Genomic DNA, 17232 nt, shown 5'->3' on the forward strand with positions numbered 1-17232 from the left:
TGCGGGTCCTCCAACGGCCCGGTCTCGGCACGCCGGTAGGGTGAGCGGGTGACTCAAGGTGACACCCCCGATCTCTCCACGACGGCCGGCCGGCTCGCCGACCTCCGCGTGCGGTACCACGAAGCCGTGACCGCAGCGGGCGAAGCCGCCATCGCGAAGCAGCACGCCAAGGGCAAGACGACGGCGCGCGAGCGGATCGAGCAGCTCCTCGACGAGAACTCCTTCGTCGAGCTCGACGAGTTCGTCCGGCACCGCACCCACGCCTTCGGCATGGAGGCCAAGCGGCCCTACGGCGACGCGGTCGTCACCGGCTTCGGCACGATCCACGGCCGCCAGGTCGCGGTGTACGCGCAGGACTTCACCGTCTTCGGCGGCTCGCTCGGCGAGGTCGCCGGCGAGAAGATCATCAAGGTGATGGAGCACGCCATGAAGACGGGCGTGCCGATCATCGGCATCCTCGACTCCGGCGGCGCCCGCATCCAGGAGGGAGTGGTCGCGCTCGGCAAGTACGGCGAGATCTTCCGCCTCAACACCGCGGCCTCCGGGGTGATCCCACAGATCTCGATCGTGATGGGCCCGGCCGCCGGCGGTGCGGTGTACTCCCCCGCCCTCACCGACTTCGTGATCATGGTCGACAAGACCAGCCACATGTTCGTCACCGGCCCCGACGTCATCAAGACCGTCACGGGCGAGGACGTCGGCTTCGAGGAGCTCGGCGGTGCCCAGACGCACAACGCGGTCTCCGGCGTCGCGCACTACCTGGCCGACGACGAGTCCGACGCGCTCGACTACGCCAGGTCGCTCATCGGGTTCCTGCCGGACAACAACCTCTCCGACCCCCCTGCGTACGACGTCGCCCCCGAGCTCGAGACCACCGACGCCGACCGCGAGCTCGACGTCGTGATCCCGGACTCCACGAACCAGCCGTACGACGTCACGCAGATCATCGAGCACGTCGTCGACGACGGGGACTTCCTCGAGGTCCAGCCGCTGTTCGCACCGAACATCCTCATCGGGTTCGGTCGGGTCGAGGGCCGCACGGTCGGCATCATCGCGAACCAGCCGCAGGCGATGGCCGGCACGCTGAACATCGACGCCGGCGAGAAGGCCGCGCGCTTCGTCCGGTTCTGCGACGCGTTCGGGATCCCGATCCTGACCCTCGTCGACGTGCCCGGGTACCTGCCCGGCACCGACCAGGAGTGGACCGGGGTCATCCGCCGCGGCGCCAAGCTCCTGTACGCCTACGCCGAGGCCACCGTCCCCCTCGTCACGGTCATCACGCGCAAGGCCTACGGCGGGGCGTACATCGTGATGGGTTCGAAGCAGCTCGGCGCCGACATCAACCTGGCGTGGCCGACCGCCGAGATCGCCGTGATGGGCGGTCAGGGTGCGGTGAACATCCTGTACCGGTCGGAGATCAAGCGCGCCGAGGACGCCGGCGAGGACGTCGCCGCCGTGCGCTCCCGCCTGGCGAACGAGTACACGTACAACGTGGCCTCGCCGTACCTGGCGGCCGAGCGTGGCGAGCTCGACGGCATCATCCAGCCGCACGCCACCCGCGTCTCCGTGATCAAGGCGCTCCGGGCGCTCCGGGGCAAGCGCGCGACGCTGCCGCCCAAGAAGCACGGGAACATCCCCCTGTGACGGGGTCTCAGCCCGGGGCGGCGGCCCGAGACGTCGGTGCCGTCGCGGACGTCCGTGTCGTCGCCGGGGACCCGTCGCCGGAGGAGCTCGCCGCCGTCGTCGCCGTGCTCCAGCACCAGGCCGACCAGGCTGCTGCGGCGGGCCCTGCTCGCGTCGAGGTCTCCCCGCGCGTCGGGTGGGAGTCGGCCGCGCGCGGACTCCGCGGACCGCTGCCGCACGGCCCGGGAGCCTGGTCGCGGTCCCTCCGCTGACCCCCGTGCGCCCTCGGGGGACGGCAACCGCCCTGGTTGTACCCCTGGGGTACCCGCCGGTATCCGCGTTGCAGCGTGCACTTCCGCGGACCAGCACCCCTCGACTGGGGGGCATGAAACGCCGATGGGGACAGAACGCGCAGGAATTGTCCCCCATAATGACGACTGACACGAGGCGTGGCAGCGGGCATAGTAATCAGTGTTCGGTGTCCTTCCCAGAAGAACATCGTCGATCAGTGGCCGACTAGGGTACGACGTCACTGGTCGTTGCGAGCCAGGGCGACATTCGGGTTGCCGCTCTGCCTCGGGTCGTGAACGGGCCGGTTGAGTACCTCGACCGGCCCGTTCCCCGTTTCCGGGCTCGTTCGGCGCGTGGGCCGGTGCCCCCCCCCGACTCGGAACGACACCGTCGCTGTCGTACGACCTCGACCCTGTCGTCCTGCCTCGGCGGCGCACCGGTCAGGGTGCCCGACGAGGCGGAGTCGACCCGAGCCTCCCGGCCGTCGCGACATCGTCGCTGTCGTCCGACGACGACGCTGTCGTCCGACGACGACCCTGTCGTCCGACGACGACCCTGTCGCAGGACGGCCCTGTCGTCGCGACCGCGCGTCAGACGGTCTCGTGCCGGGGGATCTCGAGCCACACGGCGACGGCGGAGTCGTCGTCGTCGTCCTCGTCGTCGAGCCCGGCGCCGAGGGCCGCGGACTCGCTCGCGGCGAGGTCGAGCCGCAGCCCGACGACCGTGACCGCGGCGTCGGCGCCCTCGGGCACGGTGCGCACGATGACGTTGTCGGCGTCGTGCGCCTGTCGCAGCGCGTCGGCGAGCTCGCTGTGGATGCGGCGGAGGTCGTCGACCTCGAGCTCGTCGAGCCCGCCGTCGTCGTGGAGCTGCACGACGGCACCTCGACGGCGCAGCCGCATGACCTCGTCCCGGACGTCGTCGGAGAGCAACGAGCGGCCGCGGATCTCGTCGCGGATGGCCTGCTCGAGGTGCAGGCACTCGGTGCGCTCGTCGTCGGTCAGTCCGCCGCAGGAGTCGATGATCCGCTGCAGCATCGGCCGCGCCATCCGTGTGGTCTGGCTCAGGCGGAACTGCCGCTCGAAGACGTGGGCGTCCTGCGCGGCCTGCCAGTCGACGGTCTCCTGCTCGGCGCGGATGAAGTCGCGCTGGATGCGGGTGGCCCGGTTCATCGCGGCGGTGAACGCCGTGGCGATGACGACCCACGAGACGCTGCCGAGCACCCCGAGGTCCCCGAGCGCCCCGATCCCCGCCCAGGACAGCGTGGTCACCGCGAGGACCAGGACACCGACCCAGGCGAAGGGCGCGCGCTGCCGGACGACGAGGATGACCATGAGCGTGCCGACGGCGGCGACCCACCACGTGCCGTTCGCCTGCCCCGTCCCGGCATCCGCGGGTGACACCGGAGCCGCGACGAGCGGCATCATGATCGCGGTCGCCAGCGAGAAGCACGCGGCCCAGACCGGCAGTGCGGACCCACGGATGAACAGGGCCGTACCGGTCGCCGCGGCGTAGAGCACCATGCACGCGACGACGGGGCCGATGTTCCCGACCCAGAACAGCGTCGTGGTCGCGAGGAGCAGGTGGTAGAGCGAGAACAGCGCGGCGAGCCCCGTCGCGACGCCCGCGGGGACCGAGACCTTCACGCGCTCACCGCCGCGGGTGCTGGCCAGGTGAGGACGATGCGTGTCCCACTCCCCGGGGCGGTCCGGATCTCGGCGAGGCCACCGGCCGACGCCACGCGCTCGATGATCGACCGGCGGACGCCGAGACGCTCGGCGGGGATCGCCTCGACGTCGAAGCCGGAGCCGTCGTCGGCGACCTCGACCCGGACGACGGCGCCCGCCACCTCGTCGACGGTGATCCAGCGCGCGACCCCGTCACCGGCGTGCTGGACGCTGTTCACGGCTGCCTGCAGCGCGGCCGAGGCGATCGCGTCGGCCGCCGCCGCCGGCAGGGTCGTCTGCCCGAGAGGACCGCCGTCCACCCGGACCGGGGCAGCCAGGGACCCCACGGCGTCGGCGATCCGCTCGCGGAGCTCGGGCAGGAGCACCGGGGGGACCTCGCCCGGGCCGTCGGCGGCCGCGGCGGCGAGGTGGTCGAGCGCGTTGCGGGCCATCCGGGCGGAGAGCGTCGTCGCGTCCGGGGTGTCGGCCCGGGCGGCGGAGAGCAGCGTGGTGAGGACGCTGTCGTGCACGATCGCGTCGACCTGCACGCGCTCCACCTCGGTGGCGTGCTCCCGGATCGCGAGCGAGTAGCGCCGGACCGCGGTCGCCTGCGCCGAGTCGACGGAGGCGGCGGCACGACGGAGCATCACGATGAGCACCAGGGCCGCTCCGCCGAGGATGCCGATGTTCACGCCCTCGAGCACGGCTTTCGTCACCCCGACGTCTCCGCCGGCTGGGCTCAGCCGGATGATGACGTACGCCACGGGCACGACCGCGTTGTAGATCGTCGCGCGCCACGTGGCGAACCCCATGGCGGCGGCGATCGTGCCGATGTTGCACAGCCACCACGGCCAGGGCGGCTGGTCCGGCGGGATCGACCCTGCGACCGTGAACGGCCAGGCGACGAGCGCCCCGAGGAACAGGACCGCCGTGGCGATCTGCGCCGGCTGGACCAGGCGCTGCACGAAGACGGAGGCGCCGACCAGGAAGAACGCCGCCGCGAGCACCGACGGCACCACGACGCCCCACACCGGGTCGAGGTAGGGCAGCTGCTCGGCCACGTGCGTCGCGTTCGCCAGCCCGAACCCGATCGCGAACACGGCGAGCAGGATCGCGAAGGCGCGCTCGACGGACGCCTGGGACACGGTCGCCCGGACGCTGCGCGCCGGGTCGGCACCGAACGGTGCGACCTCGTTCGTCATCGAGGCGGACGCCGTCAGCGGTTGTCGGCGTCCGGGTCGACGCCCGAGTCGAGCCCCGGCAGGATGCCGTCCTCCACCGCACGGCGGAGCAGGTCGACCTTCGTCGGGGCCGGACGGCCGACCTCGACGTACTTCACGCGGATGCGGTCGAGGTACTCGCGCGCCGTCGAGTAGCCGATGCCGAGCTGCTGCGCGGCGAGCTTGAGCGGCAGACCCGATGCGTAGAGGTGCAGGATCTCGCGCTCACGACGGCCGAGCTGCGCCTTGGCGAAGTCACGGTCGGCGTCGATGGCGCTCGCCCACTCGAGGTTGTTCAGCACGTCCCCGCGGGCGACGGTCGCGACGGCGGCCATCACGGTCTTCGTCGCGGACGACTTCGGGATGACCCCGGCGGCCCCTGCCGCCAGTGCTTCCCGGACGTTCGCGACGCGGTCGGCGATGCTGTGCACCAGGACGGCCGAACCGGTCCCCTGCACGCCCTTCACGTTCTCGGTCACCGTGGACCCGTCGCCGAGCGACAGGTCGAGCACGACGACGTCGACCTCACGCGCGTCGAGGTTCGCGATGTACTCCGGCACGCTGGCCGCGGTGAGCACGACCTCGAAGCCCTCGTTCTGGCACGCTGCCTGGATCCCGAGCCGCACGGACTCGTGGTCGTCCACGATCGCGACGCGCACGGGCCTCGTGCTCACGTCGGTCGTTCCTGCTGTGGTGATGGTGTCTGCAGCCACGATGCCCTCTCATCTGATGACACCCGGCCCCTGAAACCGAGTTGCCAACGACGACCAGGATACCCAGGTCGGACCCAGGTTCAGATGTCGCCACACACAGTGTGCGCTACGCGACCGGGACCAGCCGCGCGACGGCCTCCATGTGGTGCGTGTGCGGGAACAGGTCGAAGGCACGGAGGGCCTCGAGACGGTACCCGAGGTCGGCGAACGTGGCGACGTCGCGGGCCAGGGCGACAGGGTCACAGGCGACGTAGACGACCTGCGCGGGCTGCAGTGCGGCGATCTGCACGGCGACCTCGCGACCGGCGCCGGAGCGCGGCGGGTCGAGCACGACCGTGCCGGCCCGGTAGCGGTCGAGCTCACTGCGCGACGCGGTCTGCACCGTGCGGGCGAGCCACCGGTCGACGCGTCCGGGCTCGGCGCGGGCGCCGATCCACTCGGCGAGGTTCTCCTGCGCGTGCTCGGTCGCCCGCCCGGCGCTCTCGACGCTGGTCAGGCGGGCCTTCGGGCCGACGAGGTCACCGACGGCCGCGGCGAGCAGCCCGACACCGCCGTAGAGGTCGAGGTGGATGCCGTCGGCGTCCAGGCGGTCGCGGTCGACGAGGTCCTGCACGGCCTCGGTCAGGACGGACGCCGCGGCGCGGTGGACCTGCCAGAAGCCGGTGTCGTCGACGGTGAAGGTGCGGTTCCCGACGACCTCGGTGACCGCGGTCGGGGCCTGCTCGTCGACGATCAGGCGTGCTCCCTCGGAGCCGCTCGGTGCGAGGACGTCGAGGACCGACGCGCCCGGCATGGCCCCGCGGGCGAGCGGGGCGCTCTCCTGCACGGTGGCCGTCGCGAGCGGCAGGCCCGTCACCGGCACGACCGTGTGCGAGCGAGCGGCGAAGGGACCGGCGGTGCCCTCCTCGTCGACGTGCAGCCGCACACGGGTGCGCCAGCCGAGGCCGTTCGCCGCGTCGTCGCCGGGTGCGGCCTCGACGACGACGTCCCGGCCGAGCACCTCCGTCAGGTCGACGTGGGCGAAGCGCGAGAAGGAGTCGAGGAGCACGTCGTGCTTCAGGGTGCGCTGGTGGGCGAGGGCGATGTGGCCGAACTCGGCGCCACCGGGTCGCTCGGCGGGGTCGCGGTCGAGCGCGGCCTCCGGCCAGACGTGGTCCACCCGGTGCTCGCTCGCCGTCGTCACGCTGACGGTGTCTGCGCGCCAGAACGACTTCTTCCGGTCCTCGGTCACCCGGGCGACGACGGACTCCCCCGGGATCGCGTCCGAGACGAACACCACGCGCCCCTCGTGCCGTGCCACCGAGATGCCGCCGTGGGCGATCCCGGTGACGTCGAGTTCGAGCAGCGTTCCGACGGATTCACCCATGGTTCGATGTTCCCATGCGTCTGTACCTCGCGAGTACCTCCCCCGCCCGCCGAGCACTCCTCGCCCAGTCCGGGATCGAGCCGGTGCTCGTCGCGCCCGGGGTCGACGAGGACGCCGCGGCCGCTGCTGCCCGCGACGCGCTCGGCCGTGACCTCACCGGTCCGGAGCTCGTCGCGCTCCTCGCCGTCGCCAAGGCTGACGCGGTCGCCGACGCGTCCGCCGCCGGGTCGCCGGTGGATGGCTTCGTCTTCGGTGGCGACTCCGCGTTCGAGGTCGACGGGCGCCTGTACGGCAAGCCACACGACCCGGAGGTGGCCCGGGAGCGCTGGCGGCAGATGCTCGCCACCGGTGGCGGCACGCTGTGGAGCGGCCACTGCGTCGTCGACCGGCGCCGCGACGCGACCACCGGACGGACTGGGCCCACGCCGCCGGTTCCGGACCGACGCGCCAGCGGCGGGCCGGCCGTGCCGGTGGGGAGAGGACCGGGGCAGCCCGGCACCGAGCCTCCAGTCCGTGACGTGGCCGGCTCCACGGCCGCGCTGGCGTCCCCGGCGACCGTCCCGTCCCTGGGACCCGTCGCCCCTGGCGGCTCGGCCCTCGTCGTGGACGGCGACCACGTCGTCGCCGTGGACAGCGCGGTGCTGACCTTCGCCGACGACGTGTCCCCGGAGGAGATCGACGCGTACGTGGCGACGGGCGAGCCGCTCGAGGTCGCCGGGGCGTTCACCATCGACGGGCGGGCGGCGGCGTACATCACGCGCATCGACGGCGCGCCCTCGGCCGTGGTCGGGCTGTCGCTCCCGGTCCTCCGGTCGATGCTGCTGCGGGGGTTCGGGGTCTCCTGGCACGACTTCTGGGCACTGTAGACATCCACCTGCTTTTCCGGTGCTTTGTTGTGGATGCCGCTCAATTCCGTCTGCGCCTCCGCGAATACGCTGATGTGTCATGCCCCGTATCAGCAAGGTCCTCATCGCGAACCGCGGCGAGATCGCCGTCCGCATCATCCGTGCGGCCCGCGATGCTGGCACGGCCTCGGTCGCCGTCTACGCCGACCAGGACCGTGACGCGCTCCACGCCCGCCTCGCCGACGAGGCCTACGCGCTGAACGGCACCACGAGTGCCGACACGTACCTGGTCATCGACAAGATCATGTCCGTCGCCCGACGGTCCGGCGCCGACGCCGTGCACCCGGGCTACGGCTTCCTCGCCGAGAACGCCGACTTCGCCCGCGCCGTCCTCGACGCCGGGCTGGTCTGGATCGGCCCGTCCCCCGAGTCCATCGAGCGCCTCGGCGACAAGGTCTCCGCGCGCCACGTGGCCGAGAAGGTCGGCGCGCCGCTCGCCCCCGGGACCATCGAGCCCGTGCAGGACGTCTCCGAGGTCGTCGCGTTCGCCGACGAGGTCGGGCTGCCCGTCGCGATCAAGGCCGCCTTCGGTGGTGGCGGTCGTGGGCTCAAGGTCGTGCGCGAACGTTCCCAGATCGAGGAGCTGTTCGAGTCGGCCACGCGCGAGGCCATCGCGGCCTTCGGGCGCGGCGAGTGCTTCGTCGAGAAGTACCTCGACAAGCCGCGACACGTCGAGACCCAGTGCCTGGCCGACGCGCACGGCAACGTCGTCGTCGTGTCGACCCGCGACTGCTCGCTGCAGCGTCGGCACCAGAAGCTCGTCGAGGAAGCGCCCGCGCCGTACCTGACCGACGCGCAGCAGACCCTGCTCTACGAGTCGTCCAAGGCGATCCTCCGCGAGGTCGGCTACGTCGGCGCCGGCACCTGCGAGTTCCTCATCGGGGCCGACGGCACGGTGTCGTTCCTCGAGGTCAACACCCGCCTGCAGGTCGAGCACTGCGTGTCCGAAGAGGTCACCGGCATCGACCTGGTGCGCGAGCAGTTCCGCATCGCCGAGGGCGGCGTGCTCGACTACGCCGACCCGACGCCCCGTGGCCACTCGTTCGAGTTCCGCATCAACGGCGAGGACCCGGGCCGCAACTTCTTCCCGGCGCCCGGTCCCGTGCACGTGTTCAACGCGCCGTCCGGCCCCGGTGTCCGCGTCGACTCTGGCGTCGTGTCCGGCGACGTCGTGTCCGGCTCGTTCGACTCGATGCTCGCGAAGCTCATCGTCACCGGCGCCACCCGGGCCGAGGCCCTGGAGCGTGCACGTCGGGCACTCGCCGAGTTCGAGGTCGCCGGGCTGCCGACCGTGCTGCCCTTCCACCGTGCGGTCGTGTCGGACCCCGCGTTCGCGACGGCCGACGACGAACCGTTCAGCATCTACACGCAGTGGATCGAGACCGACTTCGTCAACGACATCCCGCCGTGGAGCGGCTCCCCCGAGGAGCTGCCGACGCCCGGCGACCGTGACACCGTCGTGGTCGAGGTCCAGGGCAAGCGCATCGAGGTCACCATGCCCGCGATCGTCGGTGGCACCGCCGCGGCTGGTCGTCGTCCGGCAGGTCCGTCCGCTCCCCCTCGTCGTCGCTCCTCGGCGGTGAAGGGCGGGCGCGCCGCGTCGGGCTCGTCCGTCACCTCGCCGATGCAGGCCACCGTGGTGAAGCTCGCGGTCGCCGAGGGTGACACCGTGGTGAAGGGCGACCTGCTCGTCGTGCTCGAGGCCATGAAGATGGAACAGCCCGTGCAGGCCCACAAGGACGGCGTCGTCACGTCGCTCGACGCCCCCGTCGGCCAGACGATCTCGTCCGGCCACGTCCTGCTCGAGCTCGCGTAGCCCGGCGCCGGCGCTGCCGGCGGCGGCGCGGCGGCGCTGTCCGGCGGCGCCGCGGCCGCCCGGCGGGATCCGCACGACACCGGTGTTCTGCATCCGCGCCGCGTTCATCCGCGGCTCGATTGCAAGACACCGGTGTCCTACGTTCGGTCGACTCGAGGGACCCCCGCTGCGTCGAGGCGCTGAGGGGCGGATCCGCCGTCGTCGACGTCGCGCCAGGTCAGGCGGACGACGGTCCTGACGCCGGGGACCGCTCGCAGCCGGTCCTCCCGGAGCTTCTCGTCGACGACGACCTGTTCCGGCGAACGCCCGCCGCGCAACGCCCGGTCGCGGTACTTCGCCAGCCCGTCGAACTCGACCACGACTCCGACCTCCGGGAACCAGAAGTCGACGCGGGCGACGAACCCGCCCTCGTCGTGGAACTCCTGCTGGAGCACCGGCTGTGAGAACCCGTCCTGCGCCATCCGGACGCGGGCCACGGACTCCCCCGGCGAACCGCTCGCGGCGTCGGCGAACTCGATGGCGAGGCGAGCGCGTGTGACAGCGCGGGGGCGAGGTGTCCGTGCGCGGAGTTCCGCGATCAGGACGTCCCGCTCGATCCCACGAGCCAGCACCGCGTCGAGCACGACGACGGCTGTCCGGAACGGCGCCCGGAGCGCGATGTCCACTGCGGTGACGGCGAGTGAGGTCACGGCATGACCGGCGATCACCACGGGGTCCAAGCGTCGTCCGGCAGCCCCGACCTTCTGCACGTGTGCCCTCCGGTGCCCGGTCCCGAGGTGCGGGTCGGAGACCACCACCACCTCGGGCAGCGATCCCACCCACGGCAGTCCGTGCAGGACGACGGCGGATTCGTGGGAGACGATCACGTGTGGCGCGACCCCGGGTAGCACTGCGTCGATCCGCGCTCGGTGGACTTCGTGGTCCGACGCCGACTCCGCTGCTTCGGCGAGGACGTACCGACCGGCGGTGAGTCGACGCAGCGCACCGCGTCGGGCTGCAGCGGAGAGCCGGCGGCGAGCGGAGGGGTCGGGGTCCGTCGAGGCGATGCTGAACACGGTGAGGTGCGTCATGCCGCTCACGATGTCGTTCCATCGCTCCGGTCCGTCGAGCGACCCGGGTCAACTGGGGAGAAGTGGCGCGTGATCCCCGTTGTGGAGGACTACGTCACGCGCCGCCGGCCTCGCAAGACACCGGTGTTCGGCAGCCGAGCCGCGAACAACTGCGGCGCGACTGCTGAACACCGGTGTTTTCCGAGGCAGAACCGCGGCGCGCAGAACAGCGGCGGCGGGGCGGGCGCACTCCCGGGCGGCGGCGCCGAGCGCTACGAGACGCGGGGGCGGATCGCCTCGGCGAGGGCGTCGACGAGGGACTGGGCCTCGGCGGAGGTCGCAGCGACGGTGTCGATGTAGACCTTCACCTTGGGCTCGGTCCCGCTCGGGCGGACGATCACCCGTGCGTCGCCGCTGAGGTCGTAGCGCAGGATGTCCGACGGCGGGAAGCCCTGCACGCCGGCGGCGTAGTCCGTCGTCGCGAGGACGTCGAGCGGCCCGAGGGTGGTCGGCGGCGAGGACCGCAGCGCAGCCATGACCTCCCCGATGCGCGACAGGTCGTCCACGCGGGTGGCGACCTGCCCGGATGCGAAGGCCCCGAACTCGGCCGCGAAGGCATCGAGCTGGTCGGCGATGGTCGACCCGGACGCCGCGAGCTCCGTCGCGAGGTCGAGCAGCGACAGCGCCGCCGAGATGCCGTCCTTGTCGCGCACGACCTGCGGGTCGACGAGGTAGCCGAGCGCCTCTTCGTACCCGAACAGCAGGTCGGGCACGCGGGAGACCCACTTGAAGCCGGTCAGGGTGTCCCGGTGCTGCAGACCGTAGCGTGCGGCGACCCGTGCCAGCGCGGGCGACGACACGATCGACGCCGACAGGGTGCCGGTCTGACCGGCCTCGGCCGCACGTGCGGCAGCACGCCAGCCGAGGAGCCACCCGACCTCGTTGCCGGAGAGCCGGCGGTAGGAGTCGCCGGACGGGATCGCCAGCGCCAGGCGGTCGGCGTCGGGGTCGTTCGCGATGACGAGGTCCGCGCCGACGGCGACACCGCGGGCGATCGCCAGGTCCATGGCGCCCGGCTCTTCGGGGTTCGGGAACGCCACCGTGGGGAACGCGCCGTCCGGGTCGATCTGTTCGGGGACGACCGCGGGCTCGGCGAACCCGGCGGCGGCGAACACGGCCTTCGCGGTCTGCCACCCGACGCCGTGCATGGCCGTGTAGACCACGGAGGGCTGCTCGGCGGCCGGGAGCGCCGGTGCGCCGACGGTCGCGGCCGTGGCGGCCACGTAGGCGTCGACCAGCGCGTCGTCGGCGACGGTGTGGTCGGTCCCGCGGGGCAGGTCGGCGATCGAGCCCGCTGCGACGCCGTCGATCGCCGCGGCGATCTCGGCGTCGACCGGCGGGACGATCTGGGAGCCGGCGTCGTCGCCGCCCAGGTACACCTTGTAGCCGTTGTCCCGCGGCGGGTTGTGGCTCGCGGTGACCATGACCCCTGCGCCCACGTCGAGGTGCCGCACCGCGAACGCCAGCACGGGGGTCGGCAGGGCGGTGGGCAGCAGGGTGACGTCGAGCCCGAGGCCGCGCATGACCTCGGCCGAGTCACGGGCGAAGACGTCCGAGTTCACGCGGCCGTCGTAGCCGATGACGACGCTGCGCTGCCGACCGGTGTCGACGAGGAACCGGGCGAGCCCCGCTGCCGCCTGCGTGACGACCACACGGTTCATCCGCAGCGGACCCCACCCGAGCTCGGCGCGGAGCCCGGCGGTGCCGAACTGCAGGCGTCCGGCGAAGCGTTCCTCGAGCTGCGCGAGTGCCGCGGCGTCTCCGCTGGCAGCGGCCGTGACGACCGCGTCGAGCTCGGCGCGGGTCTCCGGGTCCGGGTCCTGCGCCAGCCAGGCACGCGCGACGTCGAGCGTGCCGGCGCTGCCCGAGGCGTCCACACCCGTGGACGGGCTCACAGTGCCGCCACCACCCGGGCGAGCAGGTCCGCGATCACGGGCTCGGCGATGCGCCCGGCCTCGAGCACCTCGGCGTGGGAGAGCGGCGTCGTCTGGATGCCGGCGGCGAGGTTCGTGATGAGGGAGAACCCGAGGACCTCCATGCCGGACTGCCGGGCCGCGATGGCCTCGAGCGCCGTGGACATGCCGACGATGTGCCCGCCGATCGCCTTGGCCATCTGGACCTCGGCCGGGGTCTCGTAGTGCGGGCCGCGGAACTGCGTGTAGACGCCCTCGTCGAGGGACGGGTCCACCTGCTTGGCGACCGCCCGCAGCCGTGCCGAGTACAGGTCGGTCAGGTCGATGAACGTGGCGCCTTCGAGCGGGCTGTCCGCCGTCAGGTTGATGTGGTCGCTGATGAGCACGGGCGTGCCGGGAGTCCAGGTCTCCTTGATGCCGCCGGCGCCGTTCGTGAGCACCATCGTCGTGGCACCGGTCGCCGCGGCGGTGCGCACGCTGTGCACGACCCGACGCACGCCGTGGCCTTCGTAGTAGTGGGTCCGCGCGCCGATCACCAGGGCGTGCCGGCCGTCCGCGAGGCGGATCGAGCGCACCGTCCCCGAGTGCCCGGGGACCGCGGACGCGCTGAACCCGGGGACGTCCGACGCGGGGATCTCGGAGACGGTCTCGCCGATGAGGTCGGCGGCCTTGCCCCACCCGGACCCGAGCGTCAGGGCGATGTCGTGGCGGTCGATGCCGGACTGCTCGGCGATCACCGCCGCAGCGTCACGGGCGACGTCGAACGGGTCGACGGAGGGGTCGTTGAGCGGGTTCGTGCTGGCCATGGAGCAATGCTACGGGGCCGGTGACTCCCCCAGGGACCTCTCCACGGCCGCCGTGATCTCGCTCTGGTCGAAGTGGTTCCGGATGACGATGACCTCGGCGTAGGTCGTCCCGATGGCCTCGACGAACTCCTGCGACGTGAGGATCACGTTGGCGTCGTCGGAGACCTCGCGGACGGACGCGACGTCGGCGGCGACGACCTCGGCCGCCAGCCCGAGCGTCGCCAGCGCCTTCTCGGCGTTCACCTTGAGGATGGCGCTGGAGCCGATCCCCGCGCCGCAGATGGTCACGATCTTCACGCCGACACTCCCATGATCTCCCGGACCTCGTCTGGCGTCCTCGCCGCTGCCAGACGCGAGGTCACCGTGGCGTCGTTGAACAGGTTCGCGATCGCACCGATCGACTCGAGGTGCGTCCCCACGCCCGCCACCGCGAGCCCGAGGACGACGTCGACGGGGTCGTTGTGCGGGTGGCCGAACGGCACGGGCTGCGCGAGCGTCACCACGGACAGCCCGTCCCGGAGGACCGAGTCCCCCGGACGGGCGTGCGCGAACGCCAGACCCGGCGAGATGACGATGTACGGGCCGTGCTCCTCGACCATCGCGACCATGGCGTCCGTGTAGGCGCCGGTCGTGGCGCCGGACCGCACGAGGGCGCCGCCGGCCAGCCGGAGCGCGTCACGCCACGACGGCGCGGACGCCCCGAGCACGACGGCGTCGTCGAACAGCGGCGGCAGGCCCATCGCGATCAGGCCTCCGCGTACCCGGCGGTGATGAGGGCGATGATCTCCTCGCGGTCCTCCAGCGGCAGGAACGAGCCGAGCGCCGCGTTGATCTGGAACGCGGCGAGGTCGTCGAGGTCGTAGCCGAAGGTGCCGGCCAGGAGCGCGAGCTCCTTCGTCAGCGTCGTGTTGCTCATCAGGCGGTTGTCGGTGTTCACCGTGACGCGGAACCCGAGCTGGTACAGCACGTCGAACGGGTGGTCGGCGAGGTCGTCGCCCCACGCCGCGATGGCGCCGGTCTGCAGGTTCGAGGACGGCGAGAGCTCGAGCGGGATCTCGCGGTCGCGCACCCACGACGCGATCTCGCCGAGGGAGGCGAGCGTGGAGCCGTCGCCGCCGTCGGAGAGCTGGACGTCCTCGAACAACCGCACCCCGTGTCCGAGGCGGAGCGCGCGACCGTCGACGAGCGCCGAACGGATCGACGCGAGCCCGTCGGCCTCGCCAGCGTGCACGGTGACGGGGAACAGCTCGGATGCCAGGTAGTCGAACGCCGCGCGGTGGTTCGACGCGGGGAAGCCCGCCTCGGCACCGGCGATGTCGAACCCGACGACGCCGTGGTCGCGGTGCCGGACGGCCAGCTCGGCGATCTCGAGGGACCGGTCCGCGTGGCGCATCGCGGTGACGAGCTGCCCGACGCGGATCGCTCCGCCGGCGGCGTCGACCGCTTCCTCGATGCCGGCCTGCACGGCCTCGACCGTCTCGTCGAGGCTCAGCCCGCCCTGCAGGTGCTGCTCGGGTGCCCAGCGGACCTCGCCGTAGACGACGCCGTCGGCGATGAGGTCCTCGACGAAGTCCCGGGCGACGCGCGTCAGGCCGTGCGCCGTCTGCATGACGCTCGTGGTGACGTCGAACGTCTTGAGGTACTCGACGAGCGAGCCGGAGTCGGCCTGGTCGGCGAACCACTGCCCGAGCTCGACCGGGTCCGTGGTCGGGAGCGTGACGCCCGCCGAGTCAGCGAGCTCGATGATCGTGGTGGGGCGGAGTCCGCCGTCGAGGTGGTCGTGAAGCGAGACCTTCGGCAGGTCGTTGATCACGGCACCCGCGTCGGGCAGTCGGTACGTGGGGGCGTCGTCGGCGCTCATGGAGCCAAGGCTATCCCCTGGCCGAACACGCGCCCAGCACGCACCGCCCGCGCGGACCGTCCAGCACCCACGCCCGCGCGGACCACCCAGCACGCGCCGCCCAGCCCTAGCCCTGGATGCGCTCCCGCACGATCGGCCCACGCGGCGCAGCCGACGCACCGATCGACCACGCACCCTCGAGCGACTCCAGCGCCCGCTCGAACCGCGATGGCTCGTCGGTGTGCAGCGTCCAGAGCGGCTGCCCCTCGGTCACGGCGTCACCCGGCTTGGCGTGGAGCTCGATGCCGGCGCCGGCCTGCACCGGGTCCTGCGCGCGCGCACGACCCGCACCGAGCCTCCAGGCCGCGATGCCGAACGGCAGCGCGTCCTGGGTGGCGAGCACCCCGGAGGCGGGCGCCGTGACGACGTGCTGCTCGCGCGCGACCGGCAGCGCCGCGTCCGGGTCGCCGCCCTGCGCCGCGATCATCCGGCGCCAGGTGTCCATCGCATGCCCGTCCGCCAGCGCGGCGGCCGGGTCGGCGTCCGGCAGCCCGGCGAGCGTCAGCATCTCGGTCGCGAGCGCGACGGTCAGCGCGACGACGTCGGCCGGTCCCCCGCCCTCCAGGACCGCGACCGACTCGCGGACCTCGAGCGCGTTGCCGATGGTCAGCCCGAGCGGGACCTCCATGTCGGTCAACAGCGCCGAGGTGGCCACGCCGGCGTCGGTGCCGAGGTCGACCATGGTCTGCGCGAGTTCCCGCGAGGCCTCGTACGAGGGCATGAACGCCCCGGACCCGAACTTCACGTCGAGCACGAGCGCGCCCGTGCCCTCGGCGATCTTCTTCGACATGATGCTCGACGCGATGAGCGGGATGCACTCGACGGTGCCCGTGATGTCGCGGAGCGCGTAGAGCTTCTTGTCCGCGGGCGCCAAGCCGGAGCCCGCGGCGCAGATGACCGCGCCGACGTCGGAGAGCACCGACATCATGCGCTCGTTCGAGATCGACGCCTGCCACCCGGGGATCGACTCGAGCTTGTCGAGCGTGCCGCCGGTGTGGCCGAGCCCGCGCCCGGACAGCTGCGGGACGGCGACGCCGAACGACGCCACGAGGGGTGCCAGCGGCAACGTGATCTTGTCGCCGACCCCGCCGGTGGAGTGCTTGTCGACGGTGGTCTTGCCGAGCGAGCCGAACGACATCCGCTCCCCCGACGCGATCATCGCGAGCGTCAGGTCCTTGACCTCGCGGCGGTCCATCCCGTTCAGGAAGACCGCCATCGCGAACGCCGCCATCTGCGGGTCCTCGACGTAGCCACGCGTGTACGCGTCCACCAGCCAGTCGATCTCGGCGGTGCTCAGGGTGTCGCCGGAGCGCTTCGTGCGGATGAGGTCGACGGTGTCGAACGGCTCGACGGCCATGCTCAGTGCTCCTGCTGGTAGGTGACGAGGGTGCGCGGCCCGAACGCGTCGGGCAGCACCTCGTCGATGGTGCGGATGCCGGAGACGGTCTCGAGCAGCATGCCCTCGGCCGAGTGCTCGAACAGCAGCTGGCGGCAGCGCCCGCACGGCATGAGCGTCGCGCCGTCGCCGTCCACGCAGGTGAACGCGACGAGCTTGCCGCCACCGGTCATGTGCAGCTGCGACACCAGGGAGCACTCGGCGCAGAGCGTGACCCCGTACGAGGCGTTCTCGATGTTGCAGCCGGAGACGATCCGACCGTCGTCGGTGAGCGCGGCAGCCCCCACCGGGAACGACGAGTACGGCGCGTACGCCCGCCCCATGGCGGTCGTCGCGGCCTCCCGCAGGGCGGTCCAGTCCACGTCGACGCTCGCGTCGATCACGGTGTCCGGGTCGGACGGGAGGCTCGTGGCCGGGTCGGTCCAGGACGGCTCGCCGGTCGTCGGGTCGGTGGTGACCCCCTGGTCACCCGCAGCGTTCGTGTCGGTCATGTGCCGGGCCTCCTGT

Annotated in this window: 16 protein-coding genes; 4 read left to right on the plus strand and 12 right to left on the minus strand. The window is 72.3% G+C overall.

Features of this window, described 5'->3' with window-relative positions; all coding sequences use genetic code 11:
• Positions 1–48 precede the first annotated feature (48 nt).
• Together OVA28_RS15965 and OVA28_RS15970 are read left to right on the plus strand one after the other, a co-directional pair.
• Positions 49–1644, plus strand: coding sequence for an acyl-CoA carboxylase subunit beta (locus tag OVA28_RS15965; protein WP_194662035.1), 1596 nt, complete (start codon positions 49–51; stop codon positions 1642–1644).
• Complete coding sequence (locus OVA28_RS15970) at positions 1641–1895, plus strand: acyl-CoA carboxylase subunit epsilon (RefSeq protein ID WP_194662036.1); 255 nt, start codon at positions 1641–1643, stop codon at positions 1893–1895. Before OVA28_RS15965 ends, OVA28_RS15970 begins: the two co-directional genes overlap by 4 nt.
• Positions 1896–2504: 609 nt before the next feature.
• On the opposite strand, the gene OVA28_RS15975 is transcribed toward OVA28_RS15970, so the two are convergent.
• From OVA28_RS15975 to OVA28_RS15990, 4 genes are all read right to left on the minus strand, one after another.
• Positions 2505–3560 (minus strand): hypothetical protein, encoded by a 1056-nt coding sequence (locus OVA28_RS15975; RefSeq protein WP_268097650.1) that lies wholly within the window; start codon positions 3558–3560, stop codon positions 2505–2507.
• Positions 3557–4783: a sensor histidine kinase gene (locus OVA28_RS15980; RefSeq protein ID WP_268097651.1), complete on the minus strand. Its 1227-nt coding sequence runs from the start codon at positions 4781–4783 to the stop codon at positions 3557–3559. Before OVA28_RS15980 ends, OVA28_RS15975 begins: the two co-directional genes overlap by 4 nt.
• A 14-nt stretch (positions 4784–4797) precedes the next feature.
• Positions 4798–5475, minus strand: coding sequence for a response regulator transcription factor (locus OVA28_RS15985; protein WP_268097652.1), 678 nt, complete (start codon positions 5473–5475; stop codon positions 4798–4800).
• A 145-nt stretch (positions 5476–5620) separates the two neighbouring features.
• Complete coding sequence (locus OVA28_RS15990; protein ID WP_268097653.1) at positions 5621–6880, minus strand: class I SAM-dependent RNA methyltransferase; 1260 nt, start codon at positions 6878–6880, stop codon at positions 5621–5623.
• Between the two features lie 14 nt (positions 6881–6894).
• Between OVA28_RS15990 and OVA28_RS15995 the strand changes: the two genes are divergently transcribed.
• Both OVA28_RS15995 and OVA28_RS16000 read left to right on the plus strand, forming a co-directional pair.
• On the plus strand, positions 6895–7746 hold the full coding sequence (locus OVA28_RS15995) for a Maf family protein (protein ID WP_268097654.1): 852 nt from the start codon (positions 6895–6897) through the stop codon (positions 7744–7746).
• A 79-nt stretch (positions 7747–7825) separates the two neighbouring features.
• Positions 7826–9601 (plus strand): acetyl/propionyl/methylcrotonyl-CoA carboxylase subunit alpha, encoded by a 1776-nt coding sequence (locus OVA28_RS16000; RefSeq protein WP_194662044.1) that lies wholly within the window; start codon positions 7826–7828, stop codon positions 9599–9601.
• Positions 9602–9738: 137 nt separating this feature from the next.
• Here OVA28_RS16000 and OVA28_RS16005 read toward each other — a convergent pair whose 3' ends face one another.
• From OVA28_RS16005 to OVA28_RS16040, 8 genes are all read right to left on the minus strand, one after another.
• Positions 9739–10671, minus strand: a complete 933-nt coding sequence (locus tag OVA28_RS16005; protein WP_268097655.1) for a hypothetical protein — start codon at positions 10669–10671, stop codon at positions 9739–9741.
• A 251-nt stretch (positions 10672–10922) separates the two neighbouring features.
• Entirely contained in the window at positions 10923–12605 is a 1683-nt protein-coding gene (locus tag OVA28_RS16010) for a phospho-sugar mutase (protein WP_268097656.1), read from the minus strand.
• Complete coding sequence (locus tag OVA28_RS16015) at positions 12602–13429, minus strand: purine-nucleoside phosphorylase (RefSeq protein ID WP_268097657.1); 828 nt, start codon at positions 13427–13429, stop codon at positions 12602–12604. The genes OVA28_RS16010 and OVA28_RS16015 overlap by 4 nt, the downstream gene beginning before the upstream one ends.
• 9 nt (positions 13430–13438) lie before the next feature.
• The gene (locus tag OVA28_RS16020; RefSeq protein WP_268097658.1) at positions 13439–13726 is read right to left on the minus strand and encodes a PTS sugar transporter subunit IIB; all 288 of its coding nucleotides are present in this window, start codon (positions 13724–13726) and stop codon (positions 13439–13441) included.
• Positions 13723–14169, minus strand: a complete 447-nt coding sequence (locus OVA28_RS16025) for a PTS sugar transporter subunit IIA (protein WP_268097659.1) — start codon at positions 14167–14169, stop codon at positions 13723–13725. The genes OVA28_RS16020 and OVA28_RS16025 overlap by 4 nt, the downstream gene beginning before the upstream one ends.
• Positions 14170–14174: 5 nt before the next feature.
• Positions 14175–15290: an adenosine deaminase gene (locus tag OVA28_RS16030; RefSeq protein WP_194662055.1), complete on the minus strand. Its 1116-nt coding sequence runs from the start codon at positions 15288–15290 to the stop codon at positions 14175–14177.
• Between the two features lie 106 nt (positions 15291–15396).
• Entirely contained in the window at positions 15397–16686 is a 1290-nt protein-coding gene (locus OVA28_RS16035; protein ID WP_268097660.1) for a thymidine phosphorylase, read from the minus strand.
• A gap of 2 nt (positions 16687–16688) precedes the next feature.
• Complete coding sequence (locus OVA28_RS16040) at positions 16689–17216, minus strand: cytidine deaminase (protein WP_267421308.1); 528 nt, start codon at positions 17214–17216, stop codon at positions 16689–16691.
• Positions 17217–17232: the final 16 nt, after the last annotated feature.

This window comes from Curtobacterium sp. SL109, from assembly GCF_026672405.1.
In the GTDB taxonomy this organism is placed as follows: Bacteria; Actinomycetota; Actinomycetes; order Actinomycetales; family Microbacteriaceae; genus Curtobacterium.